The sequence below is a fragment of the Kaistella antarctica genome (assembly GCF_900109615.1).
Taxonomy (GTDB): domain Bacteria; phylum Bacteroidota; class Bacteroidia; order Flavobacteriales; family Weeksellaceae; genus Kaistella; species Kaistella antarctica.
The window spans coordinates 351,845-369,916 of the sequence record NZ_FOIX01000001.1 but is presented as its reverse complement, the minus strand read 5'-3'; the positions used below and the strand labels follow the sequence as shown (position 1 = coordinate 369,916).

General features: G+C 35.1%; 14 protein-coding genes. 10 read left to right on the top strand and 4 right to left on the bottom strand.

What is annotated here, in order from left to right; translation table 11 throughout:
• Positions 1 to 2: 2 nt before the first annotated feature.
• From rsmI to BMX49_RS01750, 3 genes are read right to left on the bottom strand one after another with little or no spacing between them, the layout of a single operon-like run.
• Positions 3 to 737, bottom strand: coding sequence for a 16S rRNA (cytidine(1402)-2'-O)-methyltransferase (rsmI, locus tag BMX49_RS01760; protein WP_034718067.1), 735 nt, complete (start codon positions 735 to 737; stop codon positions 3 to 5).
• Positions 738 to 2,117 carry a UDP-N-acetylmuramate--L-alanine ligase gene (locus BMX49_RS01755; RefSeq protein WP_034718065.1) on the bottom strand — a complete coding sequence of 460 codons (1,380 nt, stop codon included), beginning with the start codon at positions 2,115 to 2,117 and terminating at the stop codon, positions 738 to 740.
• Between the two features lie 12 nt (positions 2,118 to 2,129).
• Positions 2,130 to 3,152, bottom strand: a complete 1,023-nt coding sequence (locus BMX49_RS01750; RefSeq protein WP_034718063.1) for a DUF8457 domain-containing protein — start codon at positions 3,150 to 3,152, stop codon at positions 2,130 to 2,132.
• 61 nt (positions 3,153 to 3,213) lie between these two features.
• Between BMX49_RS01750 and BMX49_RS01745 the strand changes: the two genes are divergently transcribed.
• The 6 genes from BMX49_RS01745 to BMX49_RS01720 all read left to right on the top strand — a co-directional run bounded on the left by BMX49_RS01745 (position 3,214) and on the right by BMX49_RS01720 (position 11,698).
• On the top strand, positions 3,214 to 3,804 hold the full coding sequence (locus tag BMX49_RS01745) for a thymidine kinase (RefSeq protein WP_034718062.1): 591 nt from the start codon (positions 3,214 to 3,216) through the stop codon (positions 3,802 to 3,804).
• The gene (locus BMX49_RS01740; protein ID WP_034718061.1) at positions 3,801 to 6,245 is read left to right on the top strand and encodes a bifunctional UDP-N-acetylmuramoyl-tripeptide:D-alanyl-D-alanine ligase/alanine racemase; all 2,445 of its coding nucleotides are present in this window, start codon (positions 3,801 to 3,803) and stop codon (positions 6,243 to 6,245) included. Before BMX49_RS01745 ends, BMX49_RS01740 begins: the two co-directional genes overlap by 4 nt.
• The gene (locus BMX49_RS01735) at positions 6,246 to 8,411 is read left to right on the top strand and encodes a patatin-like phospholipase family protein (protein WP_034718059.1); all 2,166 of its coding nucleotides are present in this window, start codon (positions 6,246 to 6,248) and stop codon (positions 8,409 to 8,411) included. It begins immediately after the preceding gene.
• Positions 8,412 to 8,415: 4 nt separating this feature from the next.
• Positions 8,416 to 8,823, top strand: a complete 408-nt coding sequence (gene ybeY, locus BMX49_RS01730; RefSeq protein WP_034718057.1) for an rRNA maturation RNase YbeY — start codon at positions 8,416 to 8,418, stop codon at positions 8,821 to 8,823.
• A gap of 156 nt (positions 8,824 to 8,979) precedes the next feature.
• Positions 8,980 to 10,839 (top strand): tRNA uridine-5-carboxymethylaminomethyl(34) synthesis enzyme MnmG, encoded by a 1,860-nt coding sequence (gene mnmG / locus BMX49_RS01725; protein ID WP_034718054.1) that lies wholly within the window; start codon positions 8,980 to 8,982, stop codon positions 10,837 to 10,839.
• A gap of 40 nt (positions 10,840 to 10,879) precedes the next feature.
• Complete coding sequence (locus BMX49_RS01720; protein ID WP_034718052.1) at positions 10,880 to 11,698, top strand: class I SAM-dependent methyltransferase; 819 nt, start codon at positions 10,880 to 10,882, stop codon at positions 11,696 to 11,698.
• 259 nt (positions 11,699 to 11,957) lie between these two features.
• Here BMX49_RS01720 and BMX49_RS01715 read toward each other — a convergent pair whose 3' ends face one another.
• A complete protein-coding gene (locus BMX49_RS01715; RefSeq protein WP_034718051.1) occupies positions 11,958 to 13,148 on the bottom strand; it encodes a phosphoglycerate kinase in 1,191 nt (396 codons plus the stop codon).
• 621 nt (positions 13,149 to 13,769) lie between these two features.
• Here BMX49_RS01715 and rpiB point away from each other — a divergent pair.
• The 4 genes from rpiB to BMX49_RS01695 all read left to right on the top strand — a co-directional run bounded on the left by rpiB (position 13,770) and on the right by BMX49_RS01695 (position 18,064).
• Positions 13,770 to 14,201: a ribose 5-phosphate isomerase B gene (gene rpiB, locus BMX49_RS01710; RefSeq protein ID WP_034718049.1), complete on the top strand. Its 432-nt coding sequence runs from the start codon at positions 13,770 to 13,772 to the stop codon at positions 14,199 to 14,201.
• 32 nt (positions 14,202 to 14,233) lie between these two features.
• Positions 14,234 to 16,387 carry a ribonuclease R gene (gene rnr, locus BMX49_RS01705; protein WP_034718047.1) on the top strand — a complete coding sequence of 718 codons (2,154 nt, stop codon included), beginning with the start codon at positions 14,234 to 14,236 and terminating at the stop codon, positions 16,385 to 16,387.
• A 67-nt stretch (positions 16,388 to 16,454) separates the two neighbouring features.
• Positions 16,455 to 17,138 carry a LysE family translocator gene (locus tag BMX49_RS01700; RefSeq protein WP_034718045.1) on the top strand — a complete coding sequence of 228 codons (684 nt, stop codon included), beginning with the start codon at positions 16,455 to 16,457 and terminating at the stop codon, positions 17,136 to 17,138.
• Positions 17,135 to 18,064, top strand: a complete 930-nt coding sequence (locus BMX49_RS01695; RefSeq protein ID WP_034718044.1) for a S66 peptidase family protein — start codon at positions 17,135 to 17,137, stop codon at positions 18,062 to 18,064. The genes BMX49_RS01700 and BMX49_RS01695 overlap by 4 nt, the downstream gene beginning before the upstream one ends.
• Positions 18,065 to 18,072 lie beyond the last annotated feature (8 nt).

The window sequence follows — 18,072 nt, the reverse complement described above, 5'->3', positions numbered from 1 at the left end:
TTCTATTTTTCTACGTTTTTGTATTTATTTTTAGACAAAGGTTTTTCCTCATCAACTTCCTTATTATCGACATTATTGATAACCAAAACAATTTCACCTTTTAAAGTTTTGCTTTTGGAGAAGTCAATTAACTCATTGATTGTTCCTCTTTTAGTTTCTTCAAACTTTTTTGAAATTTCGCGGCTTAGACTCACTTTGGTTTCCTCACCAAAAAATTCTTTAATCTGTTCTAAAGTAGTATTGATCTTGTGCGGACTTTCATAAATAATAACGGTTCTTTTTTCTTCCGCCAATTGTTTAAGCTTGGTTTGTCGCCCTTTTTTTTGAGGTAAAAATCCAGCAAATAAAAATTCGTTATTGGGCAAACCTGAAACTACTAAGGCGGGAACAAACGCTGTTGCGCCAGGCAAACATTGCATTTCTAAATTCGCATCAGAAATAGCCTTCGCCAAAAGATAACCCGGATCCGAAATTCCAGGAGTGCCAGCATCTGTAATGATGGCGATATTTTGGCCGTTTTTTAAATCATCAATTACTTTTTGAGTGCTTTGATGCTCATTGTGTAAGTGGTAGGATTTTAATGGTTTAGATATTTCATAGTGTTTCAAAAGAAAACCTGAAGTTCGGGTATCTTCACATAAAATATAATCGACTTCTTTCAGAATTTTTACCGCTCTGAAAGTAATGTCTTCTAAATTTCCAACTGGTGTTGGGACAAAATATAGGATTCCACTCATTTATAAATTTTCATAAAGATTTTTGCAAAAAGTTTCTAAGCTGGGATCGCGGGCGCCCATGAGCAATAAAACTGTACCTTCTTTTAATTCAGGCCGCAATGCTTGTAATAAATCATTTCGATCTTCAACGAAATGGGCGTTTTTACCTTTAGCTTTAATTCCTTCTACTAATTCATTGGCTGAAATATCTTTCACCGCAGTTCCGCCAGCGTAGAAAATTTCGCTCATCCAGATTTCATCTTGAGGTCGCAATGCATCAGCAATCTCTTGAATAAAATCATCTTTTAAAAATCTCGTTGGCTTATACCCATGTGGTTGAAACCAGGCAATTACTTTTTTCGCTAGAGGTTGGCAGGCTTTAATTGAAGCTGCACATTTGGCAGGATTATGTGCATAATCATCAATTACCCAAACTCCATGTTTTTTACCTAAAATTTGATGTCGTCGGTAAATTCCTTCGTAGGCTTCTAAACTTTCAGCACAGGTCTTAAGGTCAATTCCGATTTGATGAGCCACAGCAATTGCGGCGGTAGCATTTTCAACGGAATGTTGGCCCAAAGAATTCATTTGAAAATGCTGATTCAAAACTTCAAAAGTTAACGAAAGGCCATCTTGTTTGAAATTTACGGCTGAATAACCTGCAGCGAAATCTTCAAATCCAAAATCGTTTTTAGCATCAGCTGACAATGATTTGGCTAGTGCATTTGATTGATTAACAATGAATAGGCTCTGCGTATTGTTTTTAAAAATAGTAAATAGCTCTATTAATTCGTCAATTTCCTGGTGATCTTTGTCAATATTTAAAAGCAAGCCTATTTCGGGTTCATATTGAACAACGGAACCATCACTTTCATCTGCTTCGATGATTAACCACTCGCCTCTTCCTACGGCAGCATTCCCAATCTTTCCTTGTTTAATAATGCTTGTTAATCCGGCACCAGAAATAATACTAGGTTCAAAATTAGCATCCAATAGAATTTGATAAAGCATGGCAGAAGAAGTGGATTTACCAGAAGTTCCGGCCACGGCAATGGTCTTTTTACTTTTCGCAATAGTTGATAAAAGCTCGCTCCGTTTAATAATTGAAATTCCAAGTTCTTTGGCTTTTTGAACTTCGTAAACCGTATCTTCGATCGCAGTCGAAACTACAATTAAATCTGTATACTTATTAATTCCGCTGCCATCTTGAAGAAAACATTTGATTCCTTCGCTTTCTAATTGATCTTTGGTTTTGTTATATTCATTAGGATGAAAATATCGGTCACTGCCAGAAACTTGCTTTCCAATTCCTTGTAGATACTGTGCGATTGCACTCATTCCGACTCCTGCTACTCCGATAAAAAAAACGTTTTGGAAATCTTCTATATTTCTAATCATCATATATTTCAGAGTTTACATGAACTTATTTTCTACCAAGTTCCAAAGTCGTTGTGCGTATTCGTCGGCTTTAGCCCAATCTTTTCGGTAATAAACTTCGCTCAGATAATTCTTCGCGTCTTCCAGATTGCTAAAGCTATTTAATTTGTCGATGGTTAATTTCAATTCGTCCGCATCACCAGCAAATAAGCTTTTGGTAAAGGCAACCTTGTCATTTAGATCAAGCCTAAATTCAGGTTTCTTTCTTTCGGCTTCCATAAAATCAGTGCGCACATTAGCTTTCAAAAGACTTCCAAGCTCAGGTTTTGGTTTTTCTTGTTCTTTTTCGTCTTCCAAAGGATCATTATCAAACAAATGTTGCACAACTCTTAACCCTTTTATATTGGCCAATTTAAATTTTTTCTCGAGATGCTCGGGTAGCGCATCTGCTTTCTGTTCAGGAATTATATCTGATTCCGCAGGTAAGACATCAGGCTTGGTAATTTCAACGATTTTACGTCTGCGTTCTTCCAATTCCTCTAGATCTCTTTCTTTCTGGGCAACTCTTTGGGCGTAATCAGATTCCTCTTGCTCGATAATTAAAGGAATTTCATCCTCTGGCGACAGATCTGATTCTGAAATAGAACCGTTTTGGATTTCATTCGATTCTAAATCGTCGTTATCCTCTACCATTGAAGTAGCATACTTTTCTTCAGTTTGAATTTCTTCCTCAAAATCGTTTAAATCATTGGTGAAGATTACTTCTTCTTCAACCAAATTCTCTTTGAAATCATTTCCATTGAACGCTACCTGTTCCGCACTTTCATCTAGAGTGAGGTTATCATCATTGAACTGCTCTATATTTCCACCTTTCAGCATAAGAGAGAATTGATCCTCGTTTTTTTCTAAAATTCGTAAAAAGGCAATTCGATCAGTTAGTTCGGCGAATAAATCTTGTCTGGAAAGAAGCTCGTCCTTTGAATTAATTTTACACAATGTTTCGAGAATACTTTTGGTTTCAAAAAAAATTTTGTCGTGTATATCTTGAAGATTTTGCATATTAGATTCTTATTATATTTCCGTAATTTTGATTTTTTAAATCTTACGGCTAAATTAACAAATGTTTTTAGAAAATACAATAAATCACGCAAAACAAAGCGGCTGGATGGAGGTTATCTGCGGGTCGATGTTTTCGGGGAAAACTGAAGAGTTGATCCGTCGTTTGAGACGTGCAGAAATGGCAGGACAAAACGTGGAAATCTTTAAACCAAAATTGGATACCAGATATGCTGATGAAGAAGTTGTTTCTCACAATCAAAATAAAATCCGCAGCACTCCTGTGGAAAACCCCAGTGAAATTTTACTTTTAGGATCTAATTGCGATGTAGTCGGAATTGATGAAGCGCAGTTTTTTGATGAAAGCATTGTAGAGGTAGCTAATAAACTCGCCAATAGCGGAATACGAGTAGTAATTGCAGGCTTGGATATGGATTTTATGGGCCGCCCTTTTGGACCCATACCCAATTTAATGGCCACTGCAGAATACGTTACGAAAGTGCACGCTATTTGTAAGAGAACGGGAAACCTCGCGAACCATTCAATGAGAACATCAGCCAATACTGATTTGGTGCAGTTAGGAGAAACAGACAGTTATGAAGCCGTGAGTAGAAGAGTTTTCAATGATGAATTTCTGATCAACGATCGTAAATGAATTACACCACCAAACAAATTGCAGAAATTACAAATTCCCAATTAATTGGTGATGAAACTGCAGAAGTTAAAAATATCGCCTACGACAGCAGGACCATATTTTCGGAGGCGAACTCGGCTTTTCTAGCAATTAATACCTCGAAAAATTCGGGCGAAAAATATATTCAGTCGGCGATTGATAAAGGAATTAACATTATTATTTCTGAACATTATCACCCGCAATATGAAAATATTACTTGGATCATCGTTCGTAATTCAATTCAATTTCTTCAACAAATCGCGAAATACCATCTACAGCAATTCCAGCTTAAAACCATTGGAATTACGGGTAGCAATGGTAAAACGATCGTAAAAGAATGGCTGTATCAATCTTTGTTTCATGATTACGCTACGGTGAAAAGTCCCAAGAGTTTCAATTCGCAATTGGGACTTCCGATTTCTTTGCTTGAGATTAATAAAAAACATCAATTGGGAATTTTTGAAGTAGGAATTTCAAAACCAAAAGAGATGGAGTTGCTTGAGCATATTTTTTCTCCAGAAGTTGGTATTCTTACGCACATCGGATCTGCTCATTCTTCAAATTTCGAGTACGTTGATGAGTTGATTGATGAAAAAATAAAATTATTCGTAAATTCTAAAACCATCATTTTTAATGGTGATAGTGATTTGGTTTGCAAAAAGTTAGCCGATGCCTATTCAGTTAAAAATTTAATATCATTCGGGTTTAATAGTACCAATAATGTGTCTATTAAAAATGATTGGAAGAATAAATCACAAGGCGTTATTATTCAATATTTCGAGGAGGAATTTTCGGTGCCGATTCACCAGAGAGACGAGGCAACCATTAGTAATGCTTTGTGTGTTGTTTGTGTTTTAAAGGAGTTTGGTATTGAAAATTCAATAATTGTAGAGAAACTGAACTCTTTAAAATCTGTAGAAATGCGGTTAGAAAGTGTTAATGGGATTCGGAACAATTTGATAATTAATGATTCCTTTAATCTCGACTTAGATTCTTTAAAAATAGCTTTTCAAAATATTAACGAATATAACAGACCACATAAAACTTTGATCCTGACCGATTTTGTAGAAGGGAAAGATTCAGATCGATTATATCAAGAAGTAGCGGCAATAACTAATGAGCAGAATTTCAAGACGGTATTTCTGATTGGTGATGAAATCACCAAATTGGAAGGCCTTTTTACCGCGACAACATTTACTTTCAGTAACACGACAGAACTCATTGAAAGCGTTAATCTTAATCAAATCGAAGATAATCTCATATTGCTAAAAGGTGCTAGAAAGTTTGAAATTGATAAAGTAAAATCTTATTTAGAATTACAAAAACACGATACCGTTTTAGAAGTAAATCTGAATTCTATTCTCCATAACATTAATGTTCATAAAGCCTTGCTCAAACCGAAAACCAAAATGATGGCGATGGTAAAAGCATACTCTTATGGGTTAGGTGGCTATGAAATTGCTGAGTTCCTACAACATCATCACATTGATTATTTAGGCGTCGCGTACGCAGATGAAGGCGTAGATTTAAGAAAAAACGGAATTACGACACCAATCATGGTGATGAATCCTGAGCAACACAGCTACAACATCATCATCGATTATAATCTAGAGCCAGAAATTTATAGTTTTCGCGTGCTGGAATTATTTAATGAAAAACTTACTCAAAAAGGAATTCAGCATCGATACCCAATTCATATCAAACTAGAAACAGGGATGAATCGTCTCGGTTTTAAGACAGAAGAATTGCAGGAACTTATTGAAAAGTTGCGTTCAATGAATGTAAAAGTCATTTCTATCTTTAGTCATCTATCTTCGTCTGATGATGAATCGGAACGAGATTACACTTTGCAACAGATCGAAACCTTTGGAAACAGTTCCGAAATACTTATTGAGGGTTTACCAGATCAACCGATTCGGCATATTCTCAACACCTCAGGAATTACAAATTTCGCCGACCACCAATTTGATATGGTAAGAATCGGTATTGGAATGGTTGGTGTATCTGCAAGTTCCGAAATCAAAAAACAACTGAAAAGCGCAGTTACTTTCAAAACCGTAATTTCTCAAATATCACCAATTGAGATAGGCGATTCAGTTGGCTATAACCGCAAATTCAAAGCAAATAAAAATACTAGAATTGCAACGATTCCCGTTGGTTATGCAGACGGAATACCGAGATTAATTGGAAATAATGTTGGTTTTTTGGGCATTAGAAAAGAACTTTATCCGATTGTAGGCAATGTTTGCATGGATATGATGATGATTGACATCGGTGATTCTCCTGCAAAAGAAGGAGAAGAGGTAATTATTTTCAACTCAAATCCATCTCTTGAAGATTTCGCATGTTATTGTAATACAATTTCTTACGAAGTTTTAACATCCATCTCGAGACGCGTTAAACGAATATATATCAAAGATTAAATGAAAAAATACATCACTCTCCTATTCCTGCTATTGTTAAGTTTCTACGGAAAATCTCAGCTTAAACAAGGATTTACAATACCTCCCAATCCTAAAATTGGTTTGTCACTTTCAGGTGGCGGCGCGAAAGGATTTGCCCACATTGGCGTTTTGAAAGTGCTCGATTCATTGGGAGTAAAAGTCGATTATATTTCTGGAACCAGCATGGGAGCAATTGTAGGAGGTTTATACGCCTCTGGTTATACAGGAAAAGAAATCGAAAAAATTGTAATGGATACTGATTTTTATTCCCTCATTGCGAATGAAAAAACAAGACAAGAAACTTCCTTCTTTAATAAATCTGTTGATAAATATATTTTAACGGTTCCAATAAAAGATGGAAAAATTAACGTTTTACCAAAAGCAATATCTACAGGTCAGAAAAACATTTATATGTTGAAAGAACTCTTTAAAAATGTTTCTACCATCACTGATTTCTCGAAGTTACCCATTCCTTTTATGTGTGTTGCTACCAATCTTGAAAGTGGAAAAATGAAATTGTTCGAGGAGGGAGATTTGGTAAGTTCTATTATGGCCAGTTCTGCTTTTCCTTCGTTAATGGATCCAGTTAAGATTGGAGATTCGTTGTATATTGATGGGGCAATGACCATCAATTACCCTTCTAAACCATTAAAAGATAAAGGAATCGATATTGTGATTGGAGTAGATTTGAGCCAGGGCTTATCCAATAGAAAAGATTTGCAATCTGCCATATCGATTTTAAATCAAGTGATTGATTTCGGTATTCAGAACGAAACAAAAAATCAATATAATTATACGGATATTAATATTCATCCGAACCTAGACGGCACAGGTGCTACCAGTTATGATTCTAAAAAAGCGATTTTGGATTCAGGCTATGTAGAAGCGCAAAAATATGCGCAAACCCTCTCTTTACTACCAAAAAAAGACGATAAGTTGCTGCGTGCCCCTATGAATGCAATCTATTCTAACGTGTACAAAATTGATAGCTTAATCTTAGAAAATGATCATATCTTCAGAAAGAATTATGTCTTAGGTAAAATGAACTTGAAAATTCCTTCTTTGCAGACCTATGGCGGAATTAATAAAATGGTTGATAAATTATATGCAACTAATAACTACCGATTAATTAATTACGATATCGTTCAAGAAAATGATAAAAATTATTTAAAGTTAAACGTCACTGAAGATGATACCAGATTCTTCTTGAAATTCGGTTTGCATTACGATGAAATTTTCAAAACGGGTTTGCTTCTAAACGTTACAGCAAAGCGACTTCTCTTCCGCAACTCAACCGTTTCGCTCGACATTGTCGTAGGTGATCAACCTCGGTATTATTTCAATTATTTTATTGATAACGGCTATATCCCTGGCTTGGGCGTATATGCTTCAGGAATGTCCTTGGACTTAAAAGATTCGTCAGGTAACATTTATGAAAAATGGAATTGGTTTCGCAATGAAGTCTTCATACAATCTATTTGGAGAGATAAATATGCAGTTGGTATAGGACTCAGCAACGATTATTTTGATTCCAAAATAACTGGAAATAGTGGTTATGGCGATCCACAAAATTTTGTAAATGCCTATGCATTTATTAAAAGCGACACTCAAGATGATCGTAGTTTTCCCACCAGAGGTTTCCTATTAAATGCTGAGGGAAAACTTCTAGATATTTTGGATAAGTTTGATGATGGTAAAACATTCCAGGCAAAAATTACTACACAACTCAATTTTCCCTTGACTTCTTGGTTAACCTACCGTCTCGGTTTAGTGGGTGGATTTACGATTGGTGATAATTTAAGTCCCTACTATAACTATAGGCTCGGTGGTATATTTGATCAAAATTTAGGAAATTTCGTTGATTTTCAAGGGTATAATTTTGGTCAAGAAGTAGCGCAAAATATCTTGACTTCTTCCAGTACTCTGCAATTCAGGCTGACCAAAAACTTTTTTGCTGATGCTAATTTTTCATTTGCAAACTTATTTAATGATATCAAAGTCGACAATCTATTTCATGTTTCGCAATCTTCAGCAGGACTTACTGCGGGTTATAAATCACCTTTTGGTCAGATAAAAATAAATTACAGCCGTGCTTTAAGCATTAATCAAGGAATGTTCAGTGTCATTCTAGGACATTGGTTTTAAAATTATGATACAATTTTTTTTCGAAAATATAGATTCCATCGAAATCACCGCTCAAACAAGTGAGTGGTTAGAAAAACTTGTGATCGCAGAGAATAAGAAACTGGGTAAAATCAATTATATATTCGTGACTGATGAGGGATTACTGAAAGTCAATCAAGATTTCTTAAATCATGATTATTATACTGACATCATTACGTTTGATTATGTGAAAGGCAAAACTATTTCGGCCGATATTTTTGTATCTTTGCCCCGCATTTCTGAAAACGCTCTGGAGCATTCAAAAGATTTTGAGTCAGAACTTCGCAGAGTTTTGGCGCATGGACTTCTTCATCTGTGCGGTTACAAAGATAAAACCGAAGATGAGCAGAATGAAATGACGGGAAAAGAGGATCTTTATCTCAATCTCTTTTAGGAACTTTCCGGTGAATCTACATCTACTGTTCCGCCCGATTCTACGATTAGTACTCCGAAAGGATTTACAATACGATGGCACATTAATTAGAGCGATAAAGAAAGCATATAATTTAATTCAAAGTAATGTTTCACGTGAAACATTTAAAAGATCATAATGATAAACGAAATATACGACGTTATTGTAGTAGGAGCAGGACATGCTGGTTCAGAAGCAGCAGCTGCCGCAGCCAATTTAGGTTCGAAGACCTTACTTATAACAATGAATATGCAGACAATTGGACAAATGTCTTGTAATCCAGCCATGGGCGGAATTGCAAAGGGACAGATTGTTCGCGAAATTGATGCAATGGGTGGCTACTCTGGAATTATTGCAGATAAATCAGCCATTCAGTTCAAAATGCTCAATCTTTCCAAAGGCCCTGCAATGTGGTCACCGCGAACTCAAAATGACCGAATGTTATTTGCTGAAGAATGGCGTATCGCTTTGGAACAAACTCCTAACTTAGATTTTTTCCAAGATATGGTAAAAAGTTTAATCATAGAAAAAAGTAGAGTTGTTGGAGTAATCACTTCTTTAGGACTTGAAATTAGAGGAAAGTCAGTAGTCCTGACCAACGGAACTTTCCTTAATGGATTAATTCACGTTGGAATTAAGCAATTAGGTGGCGGTAGAATGGGAGAACCGCGAGCGTTTGGAATTACTGAACAATTGGTAGATTTAGGTTTTGAATCAGGTCGTATGAAAACGGGAACTCCGCCAAGGGTAGACGGAAGGTCCCTAGACTATTCTAAAATGGAAGAGCAAAAAGGCGATGAAAATCCTAAAAACTTCTCTTATCTAGACAGTCCCAAATTGACAAAACAGATGAGCTGTCATATTGTTTATACCAATGAAACGGTTCATGAAATATTAAGAGAAGGATTCGACAGAAGTCCTATGTTTAATGGAACGATCCAAAGTATCGGCCCACGCTATTGTCCAAGTATCGAGGACAAAATTAATCGTTTTGCTGAACGTGAACGTCACCAATTGTTTGTTGAACCAGAAGGGTGGCGAACAGTTGAAATTTATGTGAACGGATTCAGCTCGTCATTGCCTGAAGATATTCAAATTAAAGCCATGCGACATATACCAGGATTTGCAAACGCAAAGGTTTTCAGACCCGGTTATGCCATTGAATATGATTACTTCCCTCCTACTCAACTTAACCACACCTTAGAAACAAAGCTCATCGAAAATCTATACTTTGCAGGGCAAATAAATGGCACTACCGGTTATGAAGAAGCCGCTGGACAAGGATTAATAGCTGGAATAAATGCTCATAATAAAGTTCACGGAAAAGAAGATTTTACGCTTAAAAGAGATGAAGCATATATCGGTGTACTTATAGATGATTTAATTACCAAAGGCACTGACGAACCTTATCGCATGTTTACTTCCAGAGCAGAATATAGATTGTTATTAAGACAAGATAATGCAGATATTCGCCTGACAGAAAAATCTTATAATTTAGGGTTAGCATCCGAAGAACGTCTTATAAAAGTTAAGGAGAAAATTAATAAAAGTAATCAATTAGAGAGTTTCTTAAGAGATACCTCATTGAAACCAGGAATTATTAATCCAATTTTAGACACTATCTCATCTGCTAAAGTTGACCAAGCTTACCGGTCCGCTCAAATACTGACCAGACCTAATATGACTTTGGAGAAATTAGAAGAAATTGATTTTATTAAGGAAGTCACTCATCAATATTCTACAGAAGTAAAAGAACAAGCAGAAATTAATATTAAGTACAAGGGTTACATTGAGAAAGAGAGAGATAATGTTGCTAAACTATCTCGACTGGAAACAATAAAAATCGGAGATGATTTTAATTATGATAATTTAAAATCATTGTCTGCTGAGGCAAAGCAAAAGTTTAATAAAGTGCGTCCAAAAACAATTGCACAAGCAGCAAGAATTAGTGGTGTCTCCCCTGCAGATATTAACATCTTATTAATTTACTTGAAATAATGTTTCACGTGAAACATATCCAGAGTTTCCCATTTACCACATGAAAGTTATAGACCATTTTCTTACTAAAGAAGAATTCGAAATTAAGGAAACCGTTATTCCTGGCGTTTTCAAAACCCACCCTATTCCAGTAGATATTGTGAAATATTATGATAGCACCGACTATATTTCTCATCATCAAGATTCAGGATCTTTAAAAGAGAAATTATATAAAGTGTTGCAGAACTTCAATCTGAGGTACAAGCGAAATATTCTATTTGATTTTGTAGGAAAAGATAAAAAAGTTTTAGATTATGGATGTGGTGCTGGCGAATTTGTAAAATATATCGAAAATGATTTTGAAACTTTAGGATTTGAACCTAGCGAATCTGCCCGCAAATATGTACTTCAAAAAGTTAAAAAAACTAAGATCATTTATAATCTAGATTTTATTGAAAGTCAGTCTTTAGATGCAATTACTTTATGGCATGTTTTCGAACATATCGAAAATCAAAAAGAAATGTTACATTTATTTCATGATAAACTAAAAAATAAAGGGATGCTAATTATCGCGGTTCCAAATCCAACTTCATACGATGCATTGAAATATAGAGAATTTTGGGCTGCATACGATGTCCCGAGACACGTCTATCATTTCTCAAAATCTGGGATGGAAAAATTAATGAATACCGAAGATTGGAAAGTCAAAAAAATAAAACCACTCCTACTCGATTCGTTTTATATTTCAATGTTAAGTGAAAAATATAAGAAATCTTCTCTTTTTTGGCTCAAAGGACTAATTTTCGGATTCATTTCTAATTTTAAAGCATCAAAAACTGGCGAATATTCAAGTTTGATATATATTATCGAAAAGAAATAGATTGTCGATTTTAGATAGGTTTCTGGACCCATATTTTCACTTGATTCGTCAGAAATATTGAAATAATTAAAAATTTATTAAAATCCATATTACTTAGATGAAAGAGATAGATGGTAAAAAAAATTACTACTTTTTTATTTTTAAGAGGTAAGTAATAGTTTACAAATAAACATTCCTTACAAACATTTCGTAAAACAAGAAAAGTTTCCTTTTTACAGGAAACTTTTCTTTTATGTAAAAACTAAAGGTTTAGTCCAAATTAATTATTGATTGCTTTTACTCCAGGAAGTTCCTTACCTTCTAAACTTTCAAGCATAGCTCCTCCACCCGTAGATACATAGCTAACCTTATCTTCATATCCAAACTGTTTTACGAAGGCAACACTATCTCCACCACCTACAAGCGAGAAAGCACCTAACTTGGTTGCTTTTGCAATACTATCTCCTAAGGCAACAGTTCCTGCCGAAAAATGTGACATTTCAAAAACACCAATTGGCCCGTTCCACAGAATAGTCCTAGAATTCATAATCACATCGTGAAATAATTTTCTACTTCTCACCCCTGCATCTAATCCCATCCAACCTTGAGGAATTTCGTAAATATCAACTTCTTTTATTTCAGCGTCGTTATTAAAGTCATCAGCTATTATTGAATCAACAGGTAAATACACAGCGACATTTTGTTCTTTCGCTTTCTCTAAAATTTCTAAAGCTAGCGTCTGCTTGTCAACCTCAACCAAAGAATTACCAATTTCTCCTCCTAAGGCTCGTATAAAAGTAAAGGCCATTCCACCGCCGATAATTAAGTTATCAATTGCCGGCAACATATTCTCAATAATAGTAATTTTACTGGAGACTTTTGATCCTCCCAAAATTGCCGTAATCGGTTTTTCACCACTCATCAATACTTTATCAATAGCTTCTAATTCCTTAGCCATCAATAAACCGAAGTACTTCGTTGAAGGAAAGTATTGAGCTATAACTGCTGTTGAGGCATGCTCTCGGTGAGCAGTTCCAAAAGCATCATTAACGTAAACATCTCCTAGGTCAGCTAATTTCTTAGCAAATACAGTATCGCCATTTTCTTCCTCGCTGTGAAAACGAAGATTTTCTAATAGAAGAATTTCACCTGGTTGTAAATCAGCAGCCATTTTTTTAGCATCTTCACCAACACAGTCGTTACAAAACTTAACTGTTTTTCCCAAGACTTCTTCTATTTCCGGAAGAATTTTTTTTAATGAAAATTCATCAGCAACCTTACCTTTGGGTCTTCCCAAGTGGGTCATTAAAATAACCGATCCGCCATCATTTAAAATCTTTTCAATGGTAGGTTTCACAGCCTGAATTCTTGTATTATCGGTTACTTTCAAATTTTCATCTTGAGGAACGTTGAAATCTACTCTCACCAAAGCTTTTTTATCTTTGAAATTAAAATCGTTAATTGTTTTCATAAAATTTTCTCCCTTTTAAGTTTCACAAATTTACCATTAATTCCCTCGATTCAAGATTAATTTGAGTTTAAAAATCCACAATCCACAAATACTCATCTTATCTACAATCGTTTATTTATATATAGAAAGAAAATGAATGATGTTGTTGTAGTTTGGTAGTATGGGGAGAAATAAAATAAATAATTTGACCCCATTTAATTCTTAGGTTAATCATAGTTTATTAACATTATAATTACTAGAATATGAGCTTCTTGTACTACTAATTAACAATTGTGAGTAATTTTATTTGCGTGCTACTATTTATAAACTGAATCTTAACAACTTCGGAATTGAAGCATGACAATTTTATAAAAGATTATTTGCAATGTTGGGAAGTTAATGTCCATTAGCTAATTAACTTCAATAATAAAAGACATTGTTCGGGGAACTTATCAACACCCTTTCTGTAGGTTGTCCCCAAGTTATTTGCAAAAATATTTTTTCGATTAAAAGTCATCAAAGTGAAAGCTGATTTCAATCGTCATATATAAGGATTACAAAGATTTAATGTATTATGGAATGTTTTTATATTAATAATCTTAAATTTGTCTGACTTAAGAAATTAAGTTTTAAAGTATAGACATGAAGAAAATAGCAATAGCCAGCGATCACGCAGGTTTTGAATATAAAGAAATTATAAAAAAGCATTTAGAAGGCAAATTTGAAGTTGAAGATTTCGGCACCTTTTCCCTCGATTCGGTTGACTATCCAGATTTTGTGCATCCTGCCGCAAACTCTATCGAACAGGGAAGAAATGAATGGGGAATTCTAATTTGCGGCAGTGGCGAAGGCGTTGCGATTACAGCAAATAAACATCAGAATATCAGATGTGCTTTATGTTGGATGCCCGAACTTGCAAGTCTTGCGCGACAACATAATAATGCAAATATGATCGCCCTTCCTGCTCGCTTTATTGCTACCCAGTTGGCAACTGATATTGTTGATACTTTTCTCAACACTGCTTTCGAAGGTGGCAGACATCAAAACAGAGTTGAAAAGATTTCTACTTGTTAAACCTTCTTTAATATAATTACAAACCATAATAAATGGCAAAAGGAAAATATTTCTCGGATAAAAATAATCATAAATTGCAAGAAATCGGACGACTGATTTTAGGTTTTATGAACGATAAATCCGGTAAAATCTATAATTACAAGCAAATTGCAGACGGTATTGACTATAAGAATCCAAGACAACGGGAATTGGTCATACAGTCGATACATAAATTGCTTTCTGATCAACGAATAAAAGAAGTTGAGAAAGGAAAATACATTATTAATCTTAAAATCGAAGGAACGTTAAGTGGAACCATCGATTTTAACCAAACCGGAAACGCTTATGTAAAGGTGGTTGGTTTAGATGATGATATTTTTATTCATTCTAAAAATGTAAAAGATGCGCTCCAAGGCGATACCGTACTTATTGTTACCTATAAATTTAAAGGTAAAAAAATGGAAGGTTCAGTCTTAGAAGTAATGGAAAGAAAACGCGATCAATTCGTGGGTACTTTTCAATTCATCAAACACAAAGATTTCGGGTTTGTTGTAGGCGATAAAAAGCATATTAACACTGATATTTTTGTTCCACAAGGTAAAATTGGTGGTGCAAAAGACGGTGATAAAGTCGTCGTTAAAATGACTGCTTGGAGAGCTGGAGAGAAAAATCCTGAAGGTGAAATTATCTCAGTTCTTGGTGCACCAGGTGAACATGAAACAGAAATACATTCAATTTTAGCCGAATATGGCTTGCCTTATGAATTCCCCGAAGAAGTAGAAAGAGAAGCTCAGGAAATCGATCGTAGAATTCATGAAGATGAAGTTGCGAAACGACGTGATATGCGAGGAGTTTGTACTTTTACCATTGACCCGAAAGATGCAAAAGATTTCGATGATGCTCTTTCGATTCAAAAATTAGATAATGGAAACTGGGAAATAGGAGTTCATATTGCCGATGTTTCGCATTATGTTGTGCCAGGAACAATCCTTGATGCAGAAGCATATAAGCGCGCTACCTCAGTCTATTTGGTCGATCGTGTGGTTCCCATGTTACCTGAAGTTCTAAGTAACGACGTATGTTCGCTTCGACCAAATGAAGAAAAATATACCTTTTCAGCCGTCTTCGAAATTGATGACAACGCTGAAATTAAAAGCGAATGGTTTGGAAAAACGATCACATATTCTGATCGAAAATTCGCATATGAAGAAGCACAAGAAAGGATTGAAACGGAAGAAGGTGATTTAGCTGAAGAAATTTTGGCACTTGATCGCTTAGCGAAAATCTTAAGAAAAGCCCGTATTGAAAACGGTGCTATTACTTTTGATAGAAGCGAAGTTCGTTTTAATTTAGATGAAAATAGCCAGCCAATTGGTGTTTATTTTAAAGTCAGCAAAGATTCTAATCACTTGATTGAAGAGTTTATGTTGCTGGCCAACCGGAAAGTTTCTGAATTTATTTCTTTAAATAAGAAAGGATCTCCGACCAGTAATACCTTTATTTATAGAGTTCATGATGATCCAGATCCTGCTAAGTTAGAAGCCTTGCGAGATTTTGTAGGTACTTTTGGTTATACCATGAACTTAGCGAATACCAAGAAAGTAGCTGAATCTCTCAATAAATTATTAGCAGATATTCAAGGAAAAGGCGAAGAAAATATGATCGAAACCTTGGCAATGCGTTCGATGAGTAAAGCGGTCTATTCTACTGACCCTATCGGACATTACGGTCTCGGCTTCGAATATTATTCGCACTTCACCTCTCCTATTCGCCGGTATCCAGATTTAATTGCTCATCGTTTGTTGCAGCATTATTTAGATGGTGGTAAATCTCCTCAAAAGCAAGAATACGAAGACAAATGCAAGCATTGCAGTGCGATGGAAAAACTGGCTTCAGATGCCGAAAGAGACTCTATCAAGTTTATGCAGGTTAAGTTCATGGAGCAGCATTTGGGCGAAGATTTCACGGGTGTTATTTCTGGCGTTGCTGATTTCGGATTCTGGGTTCAAATTCCAGAAAATGGTGCAGAAGGACTAATTAAATTGAGAGATTTGATGGATGACTCTTATTCCTATGATCAGAAAAATCACGCTGTTTATGGCAGCAAAACTGGGAATAAATACCAATTAGGTGATGAAGTTACGATTAGGGTAATGAAGGCCAATCTCATTCAGAAACAATTAGATTTTAAAATCATTCAACCGTAAAACGTATTTTTGCGGGTTACTGTAAATGGACTGATTTAAAAATCGATTCGTTTCCAAAAAATTATTAATGGTAGAACTTATACTTTCAGCCGTCGGATTAGGATTTATGTTGAGTATTGTCTTCATCGGGCCGATTTTCTTTCTGCTGATTGAAACAAGTTTTTTGCGTGGACCTAAACATGCATTTACACTGGATTTAGGCGTTGTTTTAGCCGATATCGTTTGTATTGTAGCGGCCTATTTTGCGAGTGGCGATTTGGTAGAATTAATAGATAAACATCCCGGATTCTATCGGATTACGGCTTTCATTGTGTTCATTTATGCCCTTTACATGATCGTTTCTCGAACGAAAATGCACTTGCCAGGCGAAGAAACACTAATCAGTCAGAATTATTTTAAAACTTTCTTGAATGGTTTTTTCTTTAATATTTTGAATATAGGCGTTGTTCTTTTTTGGTTGGCTACGGTAATTTCAGTTAGAAATTCCTATCCTGAAACCAATGATTTTCTGTTATACATGTGCCTAGTCGTCGGGACTTATCTGGTTATTGATTTCTTTAAAATTTATTTGGCTAAAGTATTTCGAGATAAATTAACTCAAAAGCTGGCGAATCAAATCAGAAAAGCGGTTGGTTATATCTTGGTAGTTTTCAGTATTTTTATATTCTTACAAAGTTTCAAAAAGTTCAATCAATTTGATAAAAAACTAGAACAGGCAGAAAAGACAGAACAAAAACATCTTCAAAAATGAATGAGATCATTTTCCCAAAATCTGTCAAAAAAGGTGATAAAATCGCAATTATTTCTCCGGCCGGCGCCGTGGAAGAGCAGCAACTGGAAAAGGGTTTACTAATGATTGAGCAAAAAGGATTTGAACCTGTTTTGGGGGAACATCTTTACACCCAGTTTTCTCATGGATACAATTACGCTGGAACTGAAAAGGAAAGAATTTCTGACTTAAACTGGGCCTTTAATGATGAAGATATTTCCGCTATCTGGACTTCCAGAGGTGGTTATGGTTGTCAGCATTTATTAGGACATCTGCAACTTTCAAAATTTAAAAGAAATCCAAAATGGTATATTGGATATTCTGACAACACCGTCATTCAGAGCTTTCTATTGAAGAATAATTTCGCTTCTATCAATGGACAAACTATTAAGACCTCAAGTTTTGGGGTGACGGATGAAAGCTATGATTTCATATTTAACATTCTTCAAGGTAAAAAACCTAGATATTATTTAGAAAGTAATTTATTAAATAAAACTGGACGCGTAGATGGTCAACTAATCGGTGGAAATTTAGCCTTGGTTTATGCACTTTTAGGAAGCCCATATTCTTTTGATTTTAAAGATAAAATCCTTTTTATAGAAGAAATTGGCGAGAAATATTATGCTTTAGATCGTATGCTGATAAGTCTTGAGTTAGCTGGAGTTTTTAGAAAAATCAAAGGTTTAATCATTGGTGGAATGATCAACATGGGCGACGAAAAGGATAATAAAAACTACGAAGAAAGTTTCGATGACTTTAGCAATCAAATTATTTCAGAACGGATAAAAAAATACAACTTCCCTACTCTCTTTGGTTTTCCAAACGGACATATTTTAGATAATAAACCTTTAATTATTGGAGCCAACATCAAACTGGTAGTTGAAGATAAAGTAAAAGTTATATTTTAGAGCAATAT